22 protein-coding genes are annotated in these 20,819 nt (G+C 54.0%); 9 read left to right on the top strand and 13 right to left on the bottom strand.

Features of this window, described 5'->3' with window-relative positions; all coding sequences use genetic code 11:
• Window positions 1-63: 63 nt before the first annotated feature.
• Window positions 64-1,671: a Wzy polymerase domain-containing protein gene (locus ACTJJA_RS01340; RefSeq protein WP_440665739.1), complete on the top strand. Its 1,608-nt coding sequence runs from the start codon at window positions 64-66 to the stop codon at window positions 1,669-1,671.
• Between the two features lie 209 nt (window positions 1,672-1,880).
• Window positions 1,881-2,204, top strand: a complete 324-nt coding sequence (locus ACTJJA_RS01335; RefSeq protein WP_440665737.1) for a SymE family type I addiction module toxin — start codon at window positions 1,881-1,883, stop codon at window positions 2,202-2,204.
• A 43-nt stretch (window positions 2,205-2,247) separates the two neighbouring features.
• Here the strand turns inward: ACTJJA_RS01335 and ACTJJA_RS01330 are convergent, their stop codons facing one another.
• The 8 genes from ACTJJA_RS01330 to ACTJJA_RS01295 form a co-directional block, all read right to left on the bottom strand.
• Window positions 2,248-3,234: a fimbrial protein gene (locus ACTJJA_RS01330; protein WP_440665735.1), complete on the bottom strand. Its 987-nt coding sequence runs from the start codon at window positions 3,232-3,234 to the stop codon at window positions 2,248-2,250.
• 113 nt (window positions 3,235-3,347) lie between these two features.
• Entirely contained in the window at window positions 3,348-3,650 is a 303-nt protein-coding gene (locus tag ACTJJA_RS01325) for a fimbrial protein (RefSeq protein ID WP_440666554.1), read from the bottom strand.
• Window positions 3,651-3,707: 57 nt separating this feature from the next.
• Window positions 3,708-4,232 carry a fimbrial protein gene (locus ACTJJA_RS01320; RefSeq protein ID WP_440665733.1) on the bottom strand — a complete coding sequence of 175 codons (525 nt, stop codon included), beginning with the start codon at window positions 4,230-4,232 and terminating at the stop codon, window positions 3,708-3,710.
• 17 nt (window positions 4,233-4,249) lie between these two features.
• A complete protein-coding gene (locus ACTJJA_RS01315; protein ID WP_440665731.1) occupies window positions 4,250-4,768 on the bottom strand; it encodes a fimbrial protein in 519 nt (172 codons plus the stop codon).
• 15 nt (window positions 4,769-4,783) lie between these two features.
• Window positions 4,784-7,417 carry a fimbrial biogenesis usher protein gene (locus ACTJJA_RS01310; RefSeq protein WP_440665729.1) on the bottom strand — a complete coding sequence of 878 codons (2,634 nt, stop codon included), beginning with the start codon at window positions 7,415-7,417 and terminating at the stop codon, window positions 4,784-4,786.
• Between the two features lie 18 nt (window positions 7,418-7,435).
• The gene (locus ACTJJA_RS01305; protein ID WP_440665727.1) at window positions 7,436-8,140 is read right to left on the bottom strand and encodes a fimbria/pilus periplasmic chaperone; all 705 of its coding nucleotides are present in this window, start codon (window positions 8,138-8,140) and stop codon (window positions 7,436-7,438) included.
• 61 nt (window positions 8,141-8,201) lie between these two features.
• Window positions 8,202-8,738 carry a fimbrial protein gene (locus tag ACTJJA_RS01300; RefSeq protein ID WP_440665726.1) on the bottom strand — a complete coding sequence of 179 codons (537 nt, stop codon included), beginning with the start codon at window positions 8,736-8,738 and terminating at the stop codon, window positions 8,202-8,204.
• Between the two features lie 64 nt (window positions 8,739-8,802).
• The gene (locus ACTJJA_RS01295; protein ID WP_440665724.1) at window positions 8,803-9,348 is read right to left on the bottom strand and encodes a fimbrial protein; all 546 of its coding nucleotides are present in this window, start codon (window positions 9,346-9,348) and stop codon (window positions 8,803-8,805) included.
• Window positions 9,349-9,603: 255 nt separating this feature from the next.
• Between ACTJJA_RS01295 and ACTJJA_RS01290 the strand changes: the two genes are divergently transcribed.
• The 3 genes from ACTJJA_RS01290 to ACTJJA_RS01280 all read left to right on the top strand — a co-directional run bounded on the left by ACTJJA_RS01290 (window position 9,604) and on the right by ACTJJA_RS01280 (window position 11,728).
• Window positions 9,604-10,203 (top strand): fimbrial biogenesis chaperone, encoded by a 600-nt coding sequence (locus tag ACTJJA_RS01290; protein WP_440665722.1) that lies wholly within the window; start codon window positions 9,604-9,606, stop codon window positions 10,201-10,203.
• Between the two features lie 86 nt (window positions 10,204-10,289).
• The gene (locus ACTJJA_RS01285; RefSeq protein ID WP_440665720.1) at window positions 10,290-10,844 is read left to right on the top strand and encodes a fimbrial protein; all 555 of its coding nucleotides are present in this window, start codon (window positions 10,290-10,292) and stop codon (window positions 10,842-10,844) included.
• 275 nt (window positions 10,845-11,119) lie between these two features.
• The gene (locus ACTJJA_RS01280) at window positions 11,120-11,728 is read left to right on the top strand and encodes a helix-turn-helix domain-containing protein (RefSeq protein WP_440665718.1); all 609 of its coding nucleotides are present in this window, start codon (window positions 11,120-11,122) and stop codon (window positions 11,726-11,728) included.
• Window positions 11,729-11,744: 16 nt separating this feature from the next.
• Here the strand turns inward: ACTJJA_RS01280 and ACTJJA_RS01275 are convergent, their stop codons facing one another.
• A complete protein-coding gene (locus ACTJJA_RS01275; protein ID WP_440665716.1) occupies window positions 11,745-12,614 on the bottom strand; it encodes a helix-turn-helix transcriptional regulator in 870 nt (289 codons plus the stop codon).
• A gap of 107 nt (window positions 12,615-12,721) precedes the next feature.
• Between ACTJJA_RS01275 and ACTJJA_RS01270 the strand changes: the two genes are divergently transcribed.
• Complete coding sequence (locus ACTJJA_RS01270; RefSeq protein ID WP_440665714.1) at window positions 12,722-14,158, top strand: MFS transporter; 1,437 nt, start codon at window positions 12,722-12,724, stop codon at window positions 14,156-14,158.
• A gap of 65 nt (window positions 14,159-14,223) precedes the next feature.
• Complete coding sequence (locus ACTJJA_RS01265) at window positions 14,224-15,468, top strand: mechanosensitive ion channel family protein (protein ID WP_260660726.1); 1,245 nt, start codon at window positions 14,224-14,226, stop codon at window positions 15,466-15,468.
• Here ACTJJA_RS01265 and ACTJJA_RS01260 read toward each other — a convergent pair whose 3' ends face one another.
• The 4 genes from ACTJJA_RS01260 to ACTJJA_RS01245 form a co-directional block, all read right to left on the bottom strand.
• Window positions 15,469-16,440 (bottom strand): LacI family DNA-binding transcriptional regulator, encoded by a 972-nt coding sequence (locus ACTJJA_RS01260; RefSeq protein WP_440665711.1) that lies wholly within the window; start codon window positions 16,438-16,440, stop codon window positions 15,469-15,471.
• Window positions 16,441-16,515: 75 nt separating this feature from the next.
• Window positions 16,516-17,658 carry a Gfo/Idh/MocA family protein gene (locus ACTJJA_RS01255; protein WP_440665709.1) on the bottom strand — a complete coding sequence of 381 codons (1,143 nt, stop codon included), beginning with the start codon at window positions 17,656-17,658 and terminating at the stop codon, window positions 16,516-16,518.
• Window positions 17,651-18,676 carry a sugar phosphate isomerase/epimerase family protein gene (locus ACTJJA_RS01250; RefSeq protein WP_440665707.1) on the bottom strand — a complete coding sequence of 342 codons (1,026 nt, stop codon included), beginning with the start codon at window positions 18,674-18,676 and terminating at the stop codon, window positions 17,651-17,653. Before ACTJJA_RS01250 ends, ACTJJA_RS01255 begins: the two co-directional genes overlap by 8 nt.
• Window positions 18,677-18,692: 16 nt before the next feature.
• The gene (locus ACTJJA_RS01245) at window positions 18,693-19,931 is read right to left on the bottom strand and encodes an MFS transporter (RefSeq protein ID WP_440665705.1); all 1,239 of its coding nucleotides are present in this window, start codon (window positions 19,929-19,931) and stop codon (window positions 18,693-18,695) included.
• Window positions 19,932-20,137: 206 nt separating this feature from the next.
• Here ACTJJA_RS01245 and ACTJJA_RS01240 point away from each other — a divergent pair, with 206 nt between their 5' ends.
• Both ACTJJA_RS01240 and ACTJJA_RS01235 read left to right on the top strand, forming a co-directional pair.
• Complete coding sequence (locus tag ACTJJA_RS01240; protein WP_320386180.1) at window positions 20,138-20,500, top strand: type II toxin-antitoxin system RelE/ParE family toxin; 363 nt, start codon at window positions 20,138-20,140, stop codon at window positions 20,498-20,500.
• On the top strand, window positions 20,488-20,787 hold the full coding sequence (locus ACTJJA_RS01235; RefSeq protein ID WP_211446115.1) for a helix-turn-helix domain-containing protein: 300 nt from the start codon (window positions 20,488-20,490) through the stop codon (window positions 20,785-20,787). The genes ACTJJA_RS01240 and ACTJJA_RS01235 overlap by 13 nt, the downstream gene beginning before the upstream one ends.
• Window positions 20,788-20,819: the final 32 nt, after the last annotated feature.

Raw genomic sequence — 20,819 nt, 5'->3', positions numbered from 1 at the left:
AGTGCCGCGCGCCCTGCCCGTTTATCGGTGTTATTCCTGCTGGGCCTTTACTGGCTAGTATTGATGCATATTCCCTGGCCGAACAGCGGTGATTACGGCATGAACCTGCCGTCTAACCTGCTGAGCTGGGCCGTTATCTCCCTGATGATGCTGATCGTCTGGCTCTCGCTGCGGACGGGTACTTTGCGCCTCACCCGCACCGCTCTGCTGATGCTGGTCAGCGCCGTGCTGTTCACGCTGCCGTTGTTATGGTCCCCACGGGAAGGTCTGCCGGGAGCCCTGCCAAGGCTGGTCGGGATTTGGGGCGGCGTGCTGTGCTATTTCACGCTTCTGCAGTGCCGGATCCAGGAGCGCGAAACCGTCGGGCTGTTTAACCTGCTGGCAGTCGCCACCGTGGTAGAGTGCGGGATGTCGCTGGTGGGTATTTTCTGCCCTGACTATTTGCCCTTCCCGCTCGATATCCTCTCCGAACGCTATTCTGGCCGCGCGCCGGGTAATTTCCAGCAGGTGAACGTGGCGGCGTCGTTCCTTGCAACGGGGCTTACCGCCCTGCTTTTTTTGATGGCGGATGTTCGCTGTGCCAGCCGCCGCGCGCGCGCTGAAACCTGGCGTCGGGTATTTATCGGCCTGAGCATCATGATGGTGTCCGCGACGCTGGTGCTTTTCCAGTCGCGTACGGGCTGGCTCGGGGCGATTATCGGTATGTTGTGCGTATCGCTGCTGTTCAGCCAGCCACGGTTTCGCCTTAGAACCACGCGCCTTCGCCGCATGATGATTGTTGTGCTCCCTGTTCTCGGCGGGACGATCGGCGCGCTGCTGCTCGACAGGTCTGTGGCCGCGTCGCTGGCGCATGAAAGCTCCAGCCATCAGCGATGGCTAACGCTTTATTACACGTTTCGCATGATCCTCGCCCACCCCTGGCAGGGCTGGGGGCTGGGGATGTTTGAGCCTGCCTTTCAGAATTTTATGGCCGCGCTGCCGTACGATAATCCGAGCCGGGAGATGATGCAGCACCCGCACAACGAAACGCTGTTTATCTGGGCGGAAGGCGGTGCGCTGGCGCTGGCTGGCGGGCTGTGTTTGCTCTCAGGCTGGGTCGTATTAGTGTTGCGGCGTAAAAGCCTGTGGCAGTGGGCGGCGCTGCTGACCACCCTGCCCATTCTGCTGCACACCCAGCTTGAGTTTCCGCTCTATTATTCCGTGGCGCACTTCTTCGCCCTGCTGCTACTGATGGCTGCGTCAGAAGGGGAAAGACGCGTGCTGACACTGTCGTCTAAAAAACTGGGTTTCGCGCTGGCGGCCGTTGCGCTCTATGGCGTCATTCTTTCAGCACAGCTGTTTTATGCCAGCCTGACGCTGGGGAGATTTGAAACGGGCTCGCTTGTACGTCTGGAAAGCATTCGCCAGCTGTCGGTTCCCTGGCTGATGCAGATGCGTTACCAGCGAGATATCTCGTTGCTGCATTTAAATGCCTTTAACCAGCAGGGTGATATTGCGGCGCTTGCGATCTACGCTCAGGAAAATAGGCAGTGGATAGCGTTGCATATGGAGGAAAATGCGTATTTCGATCAAATCAACATTCTGACTTTCTTACATCGTGCTGAAGAAGCAGCCGCGCTACAGGCGCGAGCGCACCGGTTAATGCCGTGGGATGAACGATTTAATCCGTAACTCTTACCAATATTAAAGCCGCGTTTTCTGACGCGGCTTTTTTATATCTTCAGATAAGTTCTAAATGCAGGTTTAAGTATTTTTAAACAGACCCAACCCATCCACCTGAATATAATTACACCTGTAGATTAAATCAGTATTGAGCGCGGTACGGAAGTGTAACCAGCACCTCCGCACCGCTAACCAAACAACTAATCGGAGTAGTTATTATGGCTGAGCAGAAGTGTAAAGCAGCGCGTTGTGCAGCGGAAGTGAAGAAGCATAAAACCCGTCGATTAACGGTGAGTTCTGCGATGGACTATCCAGAATATAAGGCGTTTGCGTCATTGCGCATCAAAGGAAAGTGGCTGGAGGCAGCAGGTTTTCCCATCGGCACGCCGGTGGAGGTGGTGGTGGAAGACGGTCGAATGGTGGTGACGGCACTGGCAGTGGAGGAAAAACCAGAAAAAGTCGTTGAAATTTCTGCATTAGCCAAACGGAAATCTCGCGATTTACAACGCTTTAAGGGACGAATTGAAATGAAGCTTGGATGAATTAATGAGGCCGGGCCAAAGGCCCGGTCGATCTCATAAGAGCTTACTGATAGGTCAAATTTAGCGTAGCGGTAGCATTGGCTGTACCCGCGACAACGTTATCTTTGGTCTGAATATAGCGAGCAACGAGAGTAAACGATTCCATCCCTCCTGCGGACGTTTTCAAGTTGAGCATTTTATTTATTTCAAGAGGCTTGTCATTATAAACAAGCTGTACGCCCACGCCTTCAGCAATACCGTCTTCCCCCTGACCCGTCAGCGTTAAAACACTATCATCTGAACTGTCTGGGTTTTGTGTTCCGCTCAGCGTAACGTTAATATTCGCAGCAGGATCACAATCTAATTTCAAATTAACGGCACTGGTTTGACTTGATACACTCCCTTTGCCTTTGAACTGATCCGCGGGCACATTTCCGATTGGAAATGACAAGCCCTCTCCTGATGTCACGGAACAGGCAACTTGCGTTATAGTAACAGAAGAGTTCAGCGTCCAGGTGGAATACGGCGGCTCCGAACCGGTATATATATTATTAGCTGCCTTAATAGACAATACGGGTCCGGGAGTAACCACCCCTGGTGTAATGTTACCGGTCTTAACTAAAGCAATCTCAGGTGCGTTAAAAGAATTGCCATAAAAACCACCGCTTGAAGCATAATGATCAACCAGGGTTCCCGGTGAAGCTGAAGCGTAAACCGCACCATGACTCCAGGTACTCACATAAGCCCTGATACCTACTCCCGGAACATTGGTGTTGTATACATGTTCGACCCCTGATGGGACCATACCACCGTAAAGCATGTTAGCGTAAATATCACATTCGCCGTAGACCATATACCAGTACCCACCGTTAAGCATGGTACCTTTTGCTGTTGCTATGACAGTTCCTACAGGGGCGTCACGTTGAACAGTAGCATTATTTAGCGTTACTGTATTATCCGAACCATACGTATCGTAAGCCTGACAACTTGCGACACATTGAAAAGTAACCTGAAGTAAAATGAAAAGCAGTATAGAATAAAGAAATCTCATGACACCTCGTTCTCAATATAAAAACATTACAATTATTTTGCTGCATACCATTAAGCTATGCAAAACCTTTAAAATCCTGAACAGGACAAAGATAAAAATCCGAATCTAAACAATCAACTATAGTTAATTTCGAAAGTGATGAACGCATCAGAGCTACCTTCAGTAACGTTATTTAAAACTGATACGTAGCGTGCAAAAAATTGCAGTTCCTTCAACTTCTTCCCCGGCTCTAACTCATAACCTTCACTACTTTGATCGGGCTGCAGATTTTTATCATTGATGTCATAAATCCCTAACGCGATTCCACTGGCGGCTTCCCCTCCACTTTCTATTGCAAAGAAATGATTATTTGCTTTGTCTGGTGTTCCTGAAAATGTCACCGTCGCCTCACTTGCTGCAGGACCACAGTAGTTAATATTATTCCCCCCCCCTCTTCTACATGACCAAAAGATATCAAGTCCTTTCAGGGATTATTAATCGTACAATACGGAAAATGTCACAATCGTCAGTGCGCTACCGACCGTTACACTGTCATTTACAGCGACGTAACGTGCCATAAAATCTAATGCGACGGATGCCTGCCCGGACTTAAGAGGCACGCCACTACTCGTGCTGTTTGGCGGAATCTTTTGCCCGTTATTCTCATATATCCCCAGCGCCAGGCCGGAAGCCGCCTCATCTTCCGCACCGCTCTCAAGGGCAAAAAGGGTATTGTCAGTGGTATCAGGGGTACCCGAAAAGGTGACTTTCGCCCCATTGGCGGCAGGCCCACAGTTGTCAAGATTGATGGTAAAGGGTTTCATCGGGGAACTGTGCCCTTTTTGTCTGAACTGCCCTCGTGCATAATCGCCCATTTCAACCTTTTTATTCTGTGAGTCCGGAGCCACTTCACAGGTGTTGTCCTGAATGGTGCCGGTAATAATTACCGAGCCATCATGCGCTTCAGAAAAAGAGATGTTGAACATTACTGTCAACATCAGCGGTAGAACTATTTTCATAACTGTCACCACATCACTCACTGATAGGTCAAATCAAAATTCAGGACGGCGGGAGCTTCCCCGGAGGTCACCGGATATTGAGTTGACTTATAACGGAGCAAAAAAGAGAGCGTTGTCATACCTTCATCCAGCGTAAAATTGAGGGGTTTGACGGTATCAAACGGAATTGTTCTTCCCCCGTTATCCATCAGCTCAATGCCGACCCCCGTCGCTATTTCGCTGCCCGTTCCCGGGTCTGTTACGGCCAGGAGCACGGGATTATCTGCATCTGCCATACCGCTAAAGGTGACGGTCACCGCCCTTAATCTGCTGTAGCAATCCATTAAATTGATACTTATCGCCTTAAACGACGAGGTACTGCCAACCGAGGGAAAGTCCTTGCCTGAGAATGTACCAATCGTGATTTTCGGGGGGTAATTAACCGTACAGGTGCTTGCGACCAAAGTGCCCGACACGGAAAGAGACGTGTCGGCTAGCGATACGCCAGAAGCAAACATTCCTCCCGCAACAATCGGCCATAGCGTCCAGAATTTCATTCGTCACTCTCCTTATTAACGGCAGATCACTTTGACCTGAGTAATTGGCGCATTCTCTGCATCTGCTGGCAGCTGATAATCTGCGCTACAGTTCTGATCGGCCCCCTCGCCCCACTGCACTTTCAGCGTACCTTTGGGTGCGAGGCCGGAAAGATAGACCTGCCCCTCATCGCCCACAATACTGCTCGTACCTTCGTCATCACGCGTGACGGTTGCCCCAAACGGTACCGGCTCGTTGTTGTGCAGCAGCGTCAGCAACGCGCGGATCCCGACATGTGCGTCAAATTTTGCCCGTACCAGCGCCCCTTTGGTGGGCACCACATCAACCACGGCATTTTCAAGGTCAACCTTGTCACCAAGTGACGTGGTATCAAGTGCGATACGATTTTTACGGTAGGTGGTGGCATAGGGCACGACCGCGTAACCACGCCAGTCAGTCTTCACACCTGTTGCGTTATCCACTTTGACGCGATCCGCTCCCGGTGCCTCAACCAGCACGTTGGTTTCGCCCAGAGGCTGGCTGAAGGTAATGCCGTGGCGATGTGCGACCACACCGCCCGACACGCCATAGGTCACCTGCTGAGAATCCCCGTTATCGCTGTAGTTGTAACCAAGGTTTGCGCTGCCGTAGCCGCCCTGATGCGCCAGGCTGGCGCTGCCGCTGTTGCCTGTGCCCTGATTCGCATACCCCTGCTGAACGCTGTAGCTCAGGTTGTTGTCTTCAAGCAGCGTGCCGCTGACGCCGGCATTCTGGTTGGTGCTGCCATGGTTATCTTTACTCATGCTCCATGTCGCAAACGCGTTGTGTGAAGACGCGCTTCCTTCCGGCGAGAGCCATTTGCCCAGCGGCAACGACACGTTGAAGGCGATTACCTGGTCGGCCTGCGGTTGACCGGAGGATTTACTGTAGTTGTAGCTCACGCCCATATTGATATCGTGCCAGGTGGTGTTGTACCCCACCTGTACCAGCGTGTCCTTCCCGTCGGTGTGCCAGTAAGTTTGCTGGCTTCCGCTCACGTACATCGACCCCAGACTGCCCAACTGTTGGGAGATGTTGACCTGCATCTTGCCGCGTTTGGTGTAGTACAGGTTGTAATAATCAAACCAGTGCGGGTGGTCGTTATTCGGATCGTTATCCTCATTTTCCGGGTCACTGTTATACCCATCCATATGCTTATAGGTGGTATCCGCAAAGGTGTAATACCCGGACGTGGAGTAACGGTAGCCCAGCAGCTGGAAGTTGGTACCTAAATCGTTGAGCGATTTTGCGTACAGCATACGCAGGGATTGCCCGGCATGTTCAGTGTCATCAATAAGGGTGCTGCGGGCATGGGTGATGTCAGCAGAGACGGCGCCCCAGTTCCCCATATTCAGCCCGGCCCCCATCGCCAGCGCGCGATAATTGTCAGAAAACTGCGTGCCGCCATAGAGCGTAACGCCATGGGCTAAACCTAACGTCAGGGTACCCTGGCCAAACGCCGTCTCATCCTGCTGGTCGTTACTGGTACGGTAGTTGGCAGCAGTAAGCGCGTACTTCACCCGACCTTCACGCTGCAACAGAGGCACCGCTGAATAGGGCACAGAGTAGGTATTCACTGAGCCATCCTGCTCTTTGATTTCAACCACCAGATCGCCACTGGAAGACGTAGGAAAGAGGTCGTCAATCGCAAACGCGCCCGGCGCAACGTAGGTCTGATAGACCACGTAGCCGTTCTGCTTGATGGTCACCTGTGCATTGCTCTTCGCGATACCGCGCACCGTCGGAGCAAAGCCTTTCAGGCTGTCCGGCAGCATATTGTCATCCGAGGCCAGCTGAACGCCGCGAAAGCTGACGCTGTCAAAAATCTCGCCAGAGGTGTAGCTGTCGCCCACCGTCAGCTCGGCTTTTAGCGGAATAATGGTGCGCTCAATAAAACCACTGACGTGCTGCCACTGGTTAGCGGTCGTACCGCTGCTGCTGGTGGTACGGTTAAACGTGGAGTAGTCGCGATACCGCCACGGTCCCAGGTTAACTCCGCTGTTGAGTCCCAGAAAGTTGCTGCTGCTTTTTCCGCCGCTGTCTTTGCTGTTAGACCCGTTAAAGCTGTAGTTCAGCAGGAGGGCATTAATCCCTTCGTCCCATTTTTCCGGCGGGATATAGCCGCGCGCAGTATTTTTCAGCGCTACCTGCGGCACGCTGATATCCAGCCGCTGGTGACTAAAATCAAAGCTGGCTTTGGCCCCGTCAATCAGCGAGGCGATGTTGATGCACGCCCCGTCAGCCGTCTGTTTTTTCTCTTCCGGAATGCTGAGGTCGATACCCAGATCGCTCAGCGTTTTTGCGGACAGGCAGGCCACCAGCCCCGTATCATCCGGGGCGGTTGCTTTTACATCCCCTGCATTGAGGGTTTTGAATTCCACATCGTGACTGGTGACAAAATCATTGTTCAGAAAAATATCGACACGATAGGTGCCGGGTGCCTGTCCACCATTGCTTTCGAAGCTCGACAGATCGGCCACCTGGCCTTTACCATCGGTCAAAAATGCCGGGTTAAAATACTCGTCCGCCAGCACAGTGCTGCTGAACAGGCAGGTGGCGATGGTCAACGCCAGCGGTGACAAACGCCATGTCACCGCGGATACAGCACGCATATTTTTTCTGAATTTCATCACGTTCCCCTACAGCGCTCAGGCTTTACAGGCCAGAGCAGGCGTTATTGCTCCGTAATCATTCAACGTCTGATATGAAATGGCGCCTGCAGAAGCACTCACCAGATGCACCGTCTCACTGCCAAGTGGCGGAACCATGGTATTAGGCTGCTTTTTACCCCCGACGGTGAAATTGACCAAGGTGAGGTAATAAGGGGACGGGTTAGAGAGCATCAGTCCGTTATTCTCAAACTGGCAGCGCAGCATTGCCGGGGCATCAACCGGTTTAATGGACAGATGCTGTGGGCGCACAAAAAGTTTAATCACCGACTGGGTGGCAATCTGCAGGGTATTTGCCTGTTGCGTCGTTTTCTCAACGGAAGGGATCGCTTTGTTATTGAGATAAAAAACGCTCTCTTTGTCCGTTGGCAATTCCGGACCGGTGTACATTATGCGCAAGACATTCGTTTTGCCCGGCTTAAGCACAAACAATGGCGGTGTAACAATAAAGCTCGATACTTTTCCACCGTTAAGACCCGATATCCAGGACTGAACCAGGAACGACTGTTTATTATCAGAATTCGTGACGTTGATGTTAGCTTGCTTTGCACCCTCAGGATAAATAATGCGCGTTGAACTAAGCGCTACACCTGCAGCAAACGAACCGTTAATACCTCCCACAGATAAAAAAGTAAACATCACTAAAGAGAGACGAGAAATAGAAAAAGTCATTACAGATTTCATTTAAGATTTCCAGATTAACAGATAAGATTCCTTTATGAAAAAATTTCCTTTTCAGTAGTATTTACTGATAAATAACAGCAAAGTTTACGGCAGCGCTGGCATCGCCCGCTTTGACGATTGAGGATACAGAGCGATATTTCGCATTAAAAATCAGCGTATTTTCCCCGCTGTTTAATGTCGCCTTCGCTAACGGAGTAGTATTTGGAATAATGACGTTATCTTTGTCATCAAAAATACCAATCCCAATGCCTTTTGCGGCATCGGCACCAAATCCAGCCTGAAATACCTGAGGATCGTGCGGGTCGGTTTCGCCGGTAAACGCAACGCTGACGAACTGACTGATCGTGTCATTGCAGTTTTCAAGCTTTATCCAGAATGCTGTGGGTGACGCCCAGGTGCCTGGGGCAGAAAAAGCCGCGACTTTGACCTGGTCCATCATGACGCTCTGATGAAGGCTTTGTGCATCAATCGCGCAGGAAGCATTTACCGCAGCACCATAAAAATGAACGCTACCACCACTCACGGTTTTATCCGTCTCAGCTGACGCCTGGGCAATAATTAAACACTGCAATATAAAAACTGTTGAACGTAAACGCATTTTTTAATTGCTCATCATGTGAATTCAACGTCACGCCAGGCATTGCCTGGCGTGAACCGGTACATCAGGAATAGGTGATCTGGAAGGTCGCTACAGATTCAACCGCACCGGCAGTCGCAGTTGTTGCGCTTGTTCTCACGTAATCCACACTCAGAGGGATCTTATTCGTACCGTTCGACAGTTCCTGAGGCGCAGATGCGTCACCCAGTGCCATTGCTTTGCCATCCGGCCCGTACAACTGCAGCGCGACGCCGGTCGCTGCGCCCGACCCTGCGTTGTTTGCCAGTGCACCCGGCTGGTCAGTAGTCGATTGACCGTTAAATGTCACCGTCGCATTTAACGTTGTGGTTACTGCGCAATCTTCCAACTCAATATTGAACGCCTTGGCCTGGCCAGATGCTTCGCCTGGGTCACCCAAACTCTCCAGGGTAACCTGATCCAGCATAACGATGCCGTTTTCGGAATCCGCACTCACGGAACACGGTGCATCAGCAACAGAACCGATAAACTGAATGGTGCCACCGCTAACGGTAGTGCTTGCCGCCTGAGCGGTAAATGCGGCGCTTGCCATAACGGATGCGACCACAACGGAAAGAATGTGCTTGTTCATTAATAACTCCTGATAAAAGAAATGTTCCTTGCCAAAGTCCAACAAAACCGCGATACAGCGTTTTATTGCTGTGTTTATTTTTACAATCCACATCTGAAGTAACAATTAAAATGCGATCCTATCCAGGACATTAAACAGGACAATATAAAGAAAGACATCTCCTGCCCCTGCCGATAAATTAAGCACATCAGCAAGGAACTCTGAGAAATAAATATTACGGAGTGTGAACCTCTTACATTATTTTGGAGTTAACAATTGAATACCTTATTACGCCTGTTAACCGGCTGCATTGCGCTTGCCGTTGTCCATAATGCCTGCGCTACGGTGAGTATTGGCGGCACCCGGGTTTTATACGACGGTGCAAAAAAAGAAGTATCGTTGAGCGTGCGCAACCCGGATAGCACGCCCTATTTAATCCAGACGGCGGTGAGTAACCTCAACGACGATGTGCAAAAACCGCCTTTTGTCATCACTCCGCCGCTTTATCGTCTGAATGGGGGCAAGGAGAATCTGATGCGCATTATCCTTGCAGGCACGCTGCCGCAGGATAAAGAGTCAATGTACTGGCTGCGCGTTAAAGCAATCCCTTCCGCACCGCGTGAAAAGAATACGCTGCAAATTGCGGTATCTACCAGCATAAAACTTATTTACCGCCCGGAGTCACTGGAAAATATCGACGTTGAAAAAGAGAGCGACAAGCTTAGCTGGCATATCTCCGGGAATAACCTGGAAATTAATAACCCAACGCCTTGCTTTATAAATTTCAATGAGATCATTGTTGCCGGTAAAAAATTGACAAACGTTTCCTATGCCCCCCAGGCAAAACGACGTCTTTCACGCTTCCGGCTGGCGTGAACTCAGGAAACATCCAGTTTAGCGTCATCAGCGACTTCGGTGCTGTAGGCAAACTGCATACAAAATCTGCATAAATGGTAATCACTATGTTTAATCTGAATAAAATTGTTTTGTCATCAGCCGCGTGTCTCTTTATCGCTGCTGGTATGGTTCACTCTGCATTTGCGGCTGACCCGGTGCAAATTACCGTAACGGGCAACATTGTCGCATCACCTTGTGTCATTGATACAAATAATGAGGTATTTACTGTTCCTCTGGGCGACCTGCAAAGCGCTGACCTGAACGCAGCGGGTAGCAGCTCCGCGTGGGTTCCGATTAGCGTTAAATTCGAAAGTTGCCCGGCGGGGACATCAAGTATCACCGCAACTTTCCACGGCACATCTGATGCCGGAGATGTTGCCACACTGTATAGCAATACAGCGGTAGATGAGGGACCAGACAAAGCCGCAACCCACATTGCTGTTCAGCTTGAAGGTCTTGCCGGAGAACCTTACGGTGACGGTAAAACAGCGACCATTGATATTGCCTCCGCTGGCACAACGCCAACGTTTAAGTTGCAAACACGCGCATTCAGCAAGGACGGTGGTGCAACGCCCGGTAAAATAAGCTCTGTCATCACAATGTCTTTCACTTATAACTAACCTATTTTTTATTGCGTTAGACGCTCAGAAACAGTCAAGGATGGCTGTTTCTGGGCATTTTACCGTGTTCAACATCGACGATGTTGTCTCGTCTGATGGCTGTGGTTGCGACAACCTCTACGTAAAACCCTGTTAATCCTTCTTGTGTGTGTTTAACAACATTTTATCTGTTGAACACATTCCATGGCTTCGGTTATAACCCCTTTCGGACTACCAACACTTTTATCAGCCTCTGATATACTCGTAGTGATATTTCTCTGGGAATGTTGTGCGCTATGAAACCTGAAAATTACATAACAAAATTAATGAAAGAACTCTCTGACACGGCACGTATACGTACAGGGCGGGAAAGACAGCTTATCTCATTGGATAACTATGATGAACCTATGACATTCCTTCTGCATTCGGGCATTGTTGCAGTCTACCGGACGCGGGATCAGCTCCTGCTGAAGTTTATTCAAGCCCCGATGATTATCGGTATGAACGATCTCATCGACACCAACGCTGGCATTTATATGCTTGCATGCGGTGAGATAAAATATGAGATACGGCCATTAGCGTCCACTCTGGAAATAATCGACACGCGGAATTTATGGCAGGAAGCGGCATACTCGTATATGTATGCCATCAAGAGATTACTGGAAGCACATGAGACCTCTGTCGGTTTATCCACGTATGAGTTGATTCGCCTCAACCTGGTAGCATTGATGACCGAGAAGGAAGATATACGTCTGAACGTTAATGCCTGTGACTATATTCAGGAAAAAACCCACCTGTCACGCAGTCGGGTGATGAAGATCCTGAGCGATCTAAAGACTGGTGATTACATTGAAATTCACAGAGGGGTCTTGACTAAAATACACAGGCTCCCGGAAAACTACTGACCCAACGAGCCTGGGTTTATTCATGTCTGTCCGCCAGCCATTCCAGCGCCTTTTCCCCCGCTTCATCCACCGGTAAATAGACCAGCAGCCGCGAGCCGTTTCGCGGCGCGGAGTACCAGTACATCTGCTGCAGCGTAAAATCCCCCAGCTCGGGATGGGTAAACAGCTTGAGCTGGTTCTCCACGCCGCGCACGTCGTTGCGCTGATGCCACAGGGTCTTAAACTCCTCAGACACCGCAAAGAAACGCGCCAGCTTCGCTTCCCACAGCGGGTCGCCCCGGTGCTCGGCCATCGCCGCCCGGAAATAGGAGACAAAGATCGGCAGCACATCGTCGCGTCTGCCGAGACGCGCTCGCCACGCCGGATGGGTGAGGAACAGGTAAATACAGTTGCGGTCTTCGGGTGGAATTTCATTGAAATCCACGCCCATCAGGTGCCCAAAGCTGTCGTTCCACGCCACGATATCGAAGTTAGGTTTCTGAATGCTGGCAGGTTTTGGCATCAGCGTATCCAGCAGGCGGCGCGTGCCTTCGCTGATCCCCTCGCAGCACACCGCCTGCGGCGCTTCGCCCGGCGGCAAACCAGCTAAAACAAACAGGTGCCGGGCTTCGGTCGGCGTGCACTGCAGTGCTTTTGCGACAGCGGCCATCACCGCGCTCGACGGGTTGACGTCCCTGCCCTGCTCAAGCCAGGTGTACCAGGTCACGCCCACATCCGCGAGCATCGCCACCTCTTCCCGGCGCAGGCCCGGCGTGCGGCGACGACCGCTGCGCGGCAAGCCGAGACGCTGCGGATCGAGGCTTTCGCGTCGTGCGCGTAAAAAAGCACCCAGCTGTTTTCGGGTGTCATCCTGAAGTGAGACGACGGGTTCAGACATCAAGGCCATAAATCCCTCTGCATGGTAGTGCCAGTACCAGTATAAGCAAGAACTGGTACCCGTTTATCAGATGGTAGATGCTACGACCATCTGATGAATGACGCAATGGAGATCCCATGAATACGTCAGTTGTTTCACCGGGCCGCGCTGGCCTGATATTGCTGTTAACCGGCCAGATGCTGCCGCTGATTGATACCTCAATCACCAACGTCGCGCTGGACTCCATCACTCACTCACTGCACGCCACCGCTACCGAACTGGAGCTGATCGTCGCGCTCTACGGCGTGGCCTTCGCCGTCTGCCTGGCACTCGGCAGCAAGCTGGGGGATAACCTTGGCCGCCGTCGCCTGTTTATGTGGGGCGTGGCGAGCTTTGGCCTGGCCTCGCTGCTTTGCGGCATGGCGGGAAACATCGAACAGCTGCTGGCCGCGCGCATCGTTCAGGGCGCAGGTGCGGCGCTGATCATGCCGCAAATTCTTGCGACGCTGCACGTGACGCTAAAAGGCACCGCCCACGCGAAAGCGATTAGCCTGTTCGGCGGCATCGGCGGGATTGCGTTTATCGTCGGCCAGATGGGCGGCGGCTGGCTGGTGTCGGCGGATATCGCCGGGCTGGGCTGGCGTAATGCCTTCTTCATCAACGTGCCGATTTGTCTGATAGTGCTGGCGCTGAGCCGCCGCTACGTGCCGGAAACCCGTCGTGAGACGCCGTCCCGCATTGACTGGACCGGCACCGTGCTGCTGGCGATGATCCTCTGCTGCCTCCTGTTCCCGATGGCGCTCGGCCCGCAGTGGCACTGGTCGTGGCCGCTGAAGGCCGCGCTGATAGCCATTATTCCACTGGCATATTTAATGGTGCTGAACGCGCGTAAAAAAGAGCGTGAGGATGCGCACCCGCTGATCCCGCCGCGTCTGATGCAGCTCAGCAGCATCCGTTTTGGCGTGCTGATCGCGCTGCTCTTTTTCAGCGTCTGGTCCGGGTTTATGTTCTGCATGGCGCTGACCATGCAGACCGGCCTTGGCATGGCGCCGTGGCAGTCCGGTAACAGCTTTATTGCCCTTGGGGTGACCTACTTTATCTCCGCGTGGTTTGCCCCTCGGCTGATCGCCCGCTACAGCACCAGCACCATTCTGCTGACAGGTCTGGCGATCCAGATTACCGGTCTGCTGGCGCTGATTGTTACGTTCCGGGTGTGGGGAATGGATAACACCGCCCTGACGCTGGCACCCGCGACCGGGCTGGTGGGCTACGGGCAGGCGCTGATCGTGAACAGCTTCTATCGCATCGGGATGCGTGATATTCAGCCCGACGACGCAGGTGCCGCGAGCGCCATTCTCAGCACGCTGCAGCAGGCCGCGCTGGGGCTGGGTCCGGCCATTTTTGGCGCAATCTTGCTGCATGCGCTGCAAAACCATCACGGGGACTACACCCAGGCGGTTAACGTCTTCCTGACGGTAGAAACCGCCATGATGGTGGTGCTGGCGCTGGCGACGCTGCGCATGCGCCATCGCCTCTGCTTACCCGTGGTGAAGGTCTGTCAGGCCGCCAAATAAGCCTGTGAATTTGCATAATAGATCCGCAGCCGCCATTATGGGGCTGCATCAATACAGGAGACGTTATGCAGGAATTAATTGCTCAGGTTGAAGAGTTAGGGATTGAAATTAATCACACCACCTCGTTAGTGATTATCTTTGGTATTATTTTTCTTACCGCCATCGTGGTTCATTTTATTCTGCACAAGCTGGTGCTTCGCGCTTTCGAAAAACGCGCGCAGGCCAGCAGCCATTTGTGGCTGCAGATCATTACCCAGAATAAGTTATTTCACCGTCTGGCCTTTACCCTACAGGGGATAATCGTCAACGTTCAGGCGGTACTGTGGCTGCAAAAAGGCAGCGAAGCGGCGGAAATGCTCACCACCTGCGCGAAGCTGTGGGTGATGGTGTATGCCCTGCTCTCCTTCTTCTCGCTGCTGGACGTGATTTTCAATCTGTCCCAGAAAATGGCCACCGCGTCGCAGCTGCCGCTGAAAGGGATTTTCCAGGGCATCAAGTTGGTGAGCGCTATCCTGGTGGGGATTTTGATTATCTCCCTGCTGATCGGCCAGTCTCCGGCGATTCTGATCAGCGGTCTGGGTGCCATGGCCGCCGTTCTGATGCTGGTATTTAAAGACCCGATACTCGGACTGGTGGCGGGCATTCAGCTTTCCGCCAACGACATGCTGAAGCTCGGCGACTGGCTGGAAATGCCGAAATACGGTGCCAACGGCACGGTGACGGACATCGGCCTGACCACCGTAAAAGTGCGCAATTTTGATAACACCATCACCACCATTCCGACGTGGGCGCTGGTCTCCGACGCCTTTATCAACTGGAGCGGCATGTCGGCGTCCGGCGGTCGACGCATTAAGCGCAGCCTGAATATCGATACTACCAGCATTCATTTTCTCGACGAGCAGGAGCAGCAGAAGCTGATTCAGGCGAAGCTGCTGAAGCCTTATCTGGCCGCGCGTCATGAGGAGATTAACCTGTGGAATCAGCAGAACGGTGAAGGGGAATCGGTATTAAACCTGCGCAAGATGACCAATATCGGCACCTTCCGCGCCTACCTGAATGAATATCTGCGCAACCACCCGCGCATTCGCAAAGATATGACGCTGATGGTGCGCCAGCTCGCGCCGGATGCCAACGGCCTGCCGATTGAAATATACGCCTTCACCAACACGGTGATCTGGGCAGAATATGAGGAAATTCAGGCCGACATCTTCGACCATATTTTTGCGGTGGTGGATGAATTCGGTCTGCGTATTCACCAGTCGCCAACCGGGAACGATATTCGCTCCCTGGCGGGCGTTATCGCGAAATAATCAGGTACTGGCGCGGGAAATAAAGCGCCAGTCCATCATCACCCTTTCCGTGGGCGCATCCGGGTTGTCGATTTTGTTCAGTAACAGATCGACCGCCTTGCGCCCGATATCCCGCGACGGCTGCTCGATGGTGGTGAGCGAAATCATGTCCGCCAGCTCTGTGCCGTCAAAACCCACGACCGCGATATCCTCCGGCACCCGCAGCCCCGCCTGCTGAATCGCGCGCAGCGCGCCTGCGGCCAGGGTGTCCGATACCGCAAACACCGCGTCCGGCGGGTTTTCCTTCAGCAGGTTTTGCATCGCGGCCATCCCGGCGTGAGAGCTGAGATCGCTGGCGTATTCCACCGCCTGATAGTCCAGATTTTTCAGGTGGATCACGCTCTTGTAGCCGCGCTCGCGCAGGCGGGCATATTTATAGCTGAGGTCGTGGTTGATCATCGCGATACGCGTACGGCCGCTCTCGGCCAGCTGGCTTACGGCATGCTGGGAGGCATCGACGTCGTTAATTCCCACGCAGGAGACCGCGCCCGCATCGGCGTATTCGGCGCACTGCACCCACGGCGCGGCACCAATCAGCGCGGCAAGTTCCGGCAGCTTCGAGAAGGCGTCCATGGTGATAATGCCGTCGACAATTTTGCCGGAGAGCAGGCTTAAGCCCGAGCGGGAACGTTCGATGTCCGAGCCGGAATTGCACAGCAGAATGCGGTAGCCGTTTTTCTCCGCCTCTTCTTCAATGCCCTTCACCACCTCGGCGCAGAACGGGTTGGCGATGTTCGATACCATCACCAGGATCATATAGCTGCGGGCAGTGCGCAGCTGGCGCGCCAGCAGGTTCGGCTGGTAGTTGCTCTCCTGGATCGCCTGCAGAACGCGCTCGCGGTTTTTCGCCTTCACGGTATCGCTGTTGTTGAGCACGCGGGAGACCGTCGCCACGGAGACCCCGGCGAGCTGAGCGATTTTCTGAATTGACATAGCGACGACACATCCTGCGGTTAGCGTTTTGTGCAGGCTACCATAAAACCGTTGCCCGGCGAACCGGGCAACGCGTTACTGCGCCACGCGCACCCAGCGCTGCTGCTGATGGCTTTTCACTATCGCATCAATGATATACATCACGTTTGCGCCGTCGTAGAAGGTTGCAAACGCGGGCCGATCCGGCATCGCGCCCGCCTGCACGGCACGGTAGAACTGCGCCATCATATTTTTGAAGGCGTCCGGCCAGCCTTCGATATGCCCGCCGGGGAAGTGGGCGCTGTCGGCCACGTCAGGGTTCATCAGGCCCGGATCGTCGGTGAGCGTCTGGTTAGCCTGTGCGCGATGGCCGACCCACAGCCGCTGCGGGTTCTCCTGATCCCACGCCACCGACCGCTCGCTGCCGTTGATCTCAAACGTCAGGCGATTTTTGCGCCCCGCGCTCACCTGCGAGACGCTGAAGCTGCCCTTGCTGCCGTCGTCGAAGCGGAACAGCACCGAGCCGAAGTCTTCGGTGGTGACCGGTTTGTCTTCATACTGCGCGTGCGCATCGTGGGTAAAGGTCTGATTGCCCGACACACTGGCTTTGCGCGTCGGCCAGACGATGGCGAGATCGGCCATCACCTCGGTGATGCGTCGCCCGGTGACGAACTGCACCGTGTCGCACCAGTGGGAGCCGATGTCCGCCACCGCGCGCGATGCGCCGCCGAGCGCCGCATCCACCCGCCAGTTGTAGTCGGTTTCCAGCAGCATCCAGTCCTGCAGATAGCTGCCGTGCGCGGCGAACAGCCGTCCGATATCGCCCGCGTGCATCATGCTCGCCGCCTGGCGCACCATCGCAAACTGGCGATAGACAAAGCTCACGCCGTGCACCACGCCCGCCTGCTCCGCCAGCGCCACCAGCTCGCGCGCCTCGTCCGGGGTCATGCACAGCGGCTTTTCGGAAAACACGTGCTTGCCCGCCCGCAGGATCTGGCGGTTAATCTCCGCGTGCAGGTGGTTCGGCGTGCAGTTGTGCACCACGTGCAGATCGGGGTGCGCGAGCAGTTCCTCAACGCTGCCGTAGGCATGCGGCACATTCAAGGCTCGCGCCTTTTCCTGCGCCTGCGCAGGCGTGCCGTCGCACAGGGCAACCACCTGCACAAACCCCAGCCGCCTGAGCGCCTCGATATGCGCCGGGCCGATAAACCCGCTGCCGATAATCCCGACGTTAATCATGCTTGCCTCCTGCCGCGAAATCATCAAACGCGCGCCCGGAGACCGGGATAATGTGGCGGCGGATAAACTCGCTGCCTTCCCTCGCGCCGGTTTCGCCGTCCTTCAGGCAGCACTCCCACTCCAGCACCGCCCAGCCGTCATAGTCGTACTGGGTCAGCTTGCTGAAAATGCCCTTAAAGTCGATCTGCCCGTCACCGAGCGAGCGGAAGCGACCGGCACGGTTGATCCACGGCTGGTAGCCGCCGTAGATGCCGCTGCGTCCGCTGGGGCGGAACTCGGCATCCTTCACGTGAAACGCCTTGATGCGCGAATGATAGATGTCGATAAAAGCCAGGTAGTCCATCTGCTGCAGCAGCATATGGCTCGGGTCGTAGAGAATGTTGCAGCGCGGGTGGTTATCCACCAGCGCCAGAAAACGCTCAAAGGTCACACCATCGTGCAGATCTTCCCCCGGATGCAGCTCAAAGCAAACGTCCACGCCCTGCTCGTCGAACGCATCCAGAATCGGCCGCCAGCGGTTTGCCAGCGCCTCGAACGCATCCTGAAAACGCTGCTCGTTATGCGGCGGCCACGGATAGAAAAACGGCCATGCCAGCGAGCCTGAGAAGGTCGCGTGCGCGTTCAGGCCTAACCTGGCCGAGGCCACCGCCGCCTGCTTCAGCTTCTCCGTCGCCCACGCCCGGCGGGCCGCATCGTTACCGCGCACTGACGCGGGCGCGAAATGGTCAAACGCGTCGCTGTAAGCCGGGTTTACCGCCACAAGCTGCCCTTCAAGATGGGTCGACAGCTCGCTGATGACCAGCCCGTGCGCGGCCAGCTTGCCGGTAATGTCATCGCAGTAGATCTGGCTCTTTGCCGCTTTTTCGACATCAAAAATGTGCGGATGATTGCAGGGGATCTGCACCGCTTTATAGCCCTTCCCGGCTGCCCACCCGGCCAGCCCGTCGAGCGAGTTGAACGGCGCTTCCCCGCCAATAAACTGCGACAGAAAAATGCCGGGTCCTTTCATCGTCCTCATACTCCCCTCCTGAACGTTACGCCTTGTCATCGTCATACTTAAACGTGAGAAGGAAAATCATCGCGATCGCCGCGGCTGCCACCGCCGGGATCCACCAGAATGTTACCCACGCCTGCGGCACGGTTTGCCCCGCCACCAGACGGTTATAGAGCGCGCCGGAAATCTGCGAGCCGAGCAGCATGCCGATGCCGTAGGTGAACATTACAATCATGCTCTGCGCCTGGCCTTTTACCTTCTCGCCCGCCACGCGGTCGGTATAGATAAAGCCCACCACAAAGAAAAAGTCATAGCACACGCCGTGGAGCAGGATGCCAATATAGAGCAGGAAGCGCCCCTCCTCGCTCACGCCCAGCGCGAACATGGCGTAACGCACAAACCACGCCAGCATGCCGATCAGCAGCATATATTTCACACCCAGTCGGCGGAACAGCAGCGGGATCACCAGCATGAAGAAGATCTCGGACATCTGCCCGAAGGACATGGCGGTGCTGACGTCGGCAATCCCGGCATCCGCCAGGTATGAGGCGGTATAGGCGTAGTAGGTGCCCAACGGGACGGAGATCAGCATCGCGCAGACGGAGAAGACGAAGAAGTGGCGGGTTTTGAGCAGCGCAAAGGCATCCGCGCAGAAGAGGTCGCGCACCTTAACCGGCAGGCCTTTCGCCGGGGCTGGCGTGTGCGGCAGCGTCAGGCTGTAAAGCGCCAGCAGGACGGAACTTGCCGCCGCCACCTGGAAGATGGTCACGCTGGATGCCACGCCGGTCACGCCGATGAAAATGCCCGCGACGATCCAGCCGATGGTGCCGAACACGCGCACCACCGGGAAGGTTTTATCCACGTTCGCCAGGCTGTGAAACGCGATGTTGTTGGTCAACGCCAGCGTCGGCATGTAGCAGAGCGTGTAGCCAAACAGCAGGCCGATCAGCAGTGCGCCGTTCTCGGCAATCAGCGCGCCCGGCACGAACCAGAGGATGGCCGCCCCCGCCAGATGCATCACCGCCATCACCTTCTGCGAGGCGAAGAAACGGTCCACCAGCATCCCGAGCACGAACGGCGAGAGAATAGACGCAATTGGCCCGGCGGAGAACGCATCGCCAATCAGCAAAGACATGTTGTGCTGGGTCATCACCAGGCCGAGCGTGACCGACCAGCTACCCCAGATAAAAAACTGCAGAAACATCATTAACGACAGACGCGGCACCAGCAGCCGGTGCTGCGCTATCGCCTTTCCACTACTTTCAGTTGTTGACACCATGATGAGCCTCACCCAGAAAAAGTAATCGATTACAAAACCGTTCAAAATAAAAAGTAATCGATTACAAAATAAAGATCCTGTGGATCGAAACAGATTTGGGAGGGGGGTCACGATAAAGATCGCTGGATGACAAAACGAGATGTTCTGATTGTCATTATAGCCAATAGGCTATAAATTAAAGCTGCGAGGAAGCGACAGGAGAAACGATGTGGAACGTCGAGACAACGGACAAATTTGACAAATGGTTCTTTGAACAAACAACGGCATTGAAAGAAGATGTGCTGGCGGCGATGCATATCCTTGCCGAGTTTGGCCCAACGCTTGGGCGGCCATTCGTAGACACCGTGAAGGCTTCAGCCTATGCGAACATGAAAGAGTTACGTATTCAGCATGCGGGAAATCCCATCAGAGCCTTTTTTGCTTTTGATCCTGAACGTAAAGCAATTGTGCTCTGTGCTGGAGACAAAACCGGTTGCAATCAAAAACGGTTTTATAAAGAAATGATTACGCTGGCTGACGTTGAGTACAGCAGACATCTGGCGGATAAGGAGGCCATATGGCAACGCTAAAAGAACTCATGGCGCAACAGAGCGCGGAAAGTCAGGAGCGTATTGCGGCTAAAGTTGACGTGATGCGCAGAATTGTTGCCCTGAACCAACTGCGGGAAGAGCTCAAGGTTTCTCAGACAGAACTCGCCGAGGCAATGGGGGTAAAACAACCCACTGTAGCGAAAATCGAACAACCGGGAAACGATCCCCGGCTTTCAACGCTCAAACGCTACGTTAGTGCGCTCGGCGGTGAAATGAGCATTGATGTGACGTTACCGAATGGGAAACGGATAGCGTTTCAGATTTGATACTGCAGGTGGTTGCTTCGCCTGACCCGGCC

The sequence above is a fragment of the Enterobacter sp. 22452 genome (genome assembly GCF_052045065.1).
Lineage (GTDB): Bacteria > Pseudomonadota > Gammaproteobacteria > Enterobacterales > Enterobacteriaceae > Enterobacter > Enterobacter mori.
Note: the sequence above shows the minus strand (reverse complement) of the source record. Positions and strands in the feature narration are given on the sequence as shown.

Excerpts from the sequence above, each read along its gene's own strand:
- ACTJJA_RS01340 (WP_440665739.1), top strand. The coding sequence starts at position 64 with ATGCATATTCCCTGGCCGAACAGCGGTGATTACGGCATGAACCTGCCG.
- ACTJJA_RS01335 (WP_440665737.1), top strand. The coding sequence starts at position 1,881 with ATGGCTGAGCAGAAGTGTAAAGCAGCGCGTTGTGCAGCGGAAGTGAAG.
- ACTJJA_RS01330 (WP_440665735.1), bottom strand. The coding sequence starts at position 3,234 with ATGAGATTTCTTTATTCTATACTGCTTTTCATTTTACTTCAGGTTACT.
- ACTJJA_RS01320 (WP_440665733.1), bottom strand. The coding sequence starts at position 4,232 with ATGAAAATAGTTCTACCGCTGATGTTGACAGTAATGTTCAACATCTCT.
- ACTJJA_RS01315 (WP_440665731.1), bottom strand. The coding sequence starts at position 4,768 with ATGAAATTCTGGACGCTATGGCCGATTGTTGCGGGAGGAATGTTTGCT.
- ACTJJA_RS01310 (WP_440665729.1), bottom strand. The coding sequence starts at position 7,417 with ATGAAATTCAGAAAAAATATGCGTGCTGTATCCGCGGTGACATGGCGT.
- ACTJJA_RS01305 (WP_440665727.1), bottom strand. The coding sequence starts at position 8,140 with ATGAAATCTGTAATGACTTTTTCTATTTCTCGTCTCTCTTTAGTGATG.
- ACTJJA_RS01300 (WP_440665726.1), bottom strand. The coding sequence starts at position 8,738 with ATGCGTTTACGTTCAACAGTTTTTATATTGCAGTGTTTAATTATTGCC.
- ACTJJA_RS01295 (WP_440665724.1), bottom strand. The coding sequence starts at position 9,348 with ATGAACAAGCACATTCTTTCCGTTGTGGTCGCATCCGTTATGGCAAGC.
- ACTJJA_RS01285 (WP_440665720.1), top strand. The coding sequence starts at position 10,290 with ATGTTTAATCTGAATAAAATTGTTTTGTCATCAGCCGCGTGTCTCTTT.
- ACTJJA_RS01280 (WP_440665718.1), top strand. The coding sequence starts at position 11,120 with ATGAAACCTGAAAATTACATAACAAAATTAATGAAAGAACTCTCTGAC.
- ACTJJA_RS01275 (WP_440665716.1), bottom strand. The coding sequence starts at position 12,614 with ATGGCCTTGATGTCTGAACCCGTCGTCTCACTTCAGGATGACACCCGA.
- ACTJJA_RS01270 (WP_440665714.1), top strand. The coding sequence starts at position 12,722 with ATGAATACGTCAGTTGTTTCACCGGGCCGCGCTGGCCTGATATTGCTG.
- ACTJJA_RS01265 (WP_260660726.1), top strand. The coding sequence starts at position 14,224 with ATGCAGGAATTAATTGCTCAGGTTGAAGAGTTAGGGATTGAAATTAAT.
- ACTJJA_RS01260 (WP_440665711.1), bottom strand. The coding sequence starts at position 16,440 with ATGTCAATTCAGAAAATCGCTCAGCTCGCCGGGGTCTCCGTGGCGACG.
- ACTJJA_RS01255 (WP_440665709.1), bottom strand. The coding sequence starts at position 17,658 with ATGATTAACGTCGGGATTATCGGCAGCGGGTTTATCGGCCCGGCGCAT.
- ACTJJA_RS01250 (WP_440665707.1), bottom strand. The coding sequence starts at position 18,676 with ATGAGGACGATGAAAGGACCCGGCATTTTTCTGTCGCAGTTTATTGGC.
- ACTJJA_RS01245 (WP_440665705.1), bottom strand. The coding sequence starts at position 19,931 with ATGGTGTCAACAACTGAAAGTAGTGGAAAGGCGATAGCGCAGCACCGG.
- ACTJJA_RS01240 (WP_320386180.1), top strand. The coding sequence starts at position 20,138 with ATGTGGAACGTCGAGACAACGGACAAATTTGACAAATGGTTCTTTGAA.
- ACTJJA_RS01235 (WP_211446115.1), top strand. The coding sequence starts at position 20,488 with ATGGCAACGCTAAAAGAACTCATGGCGCAACAGAGCGCGGAAAGTCAG.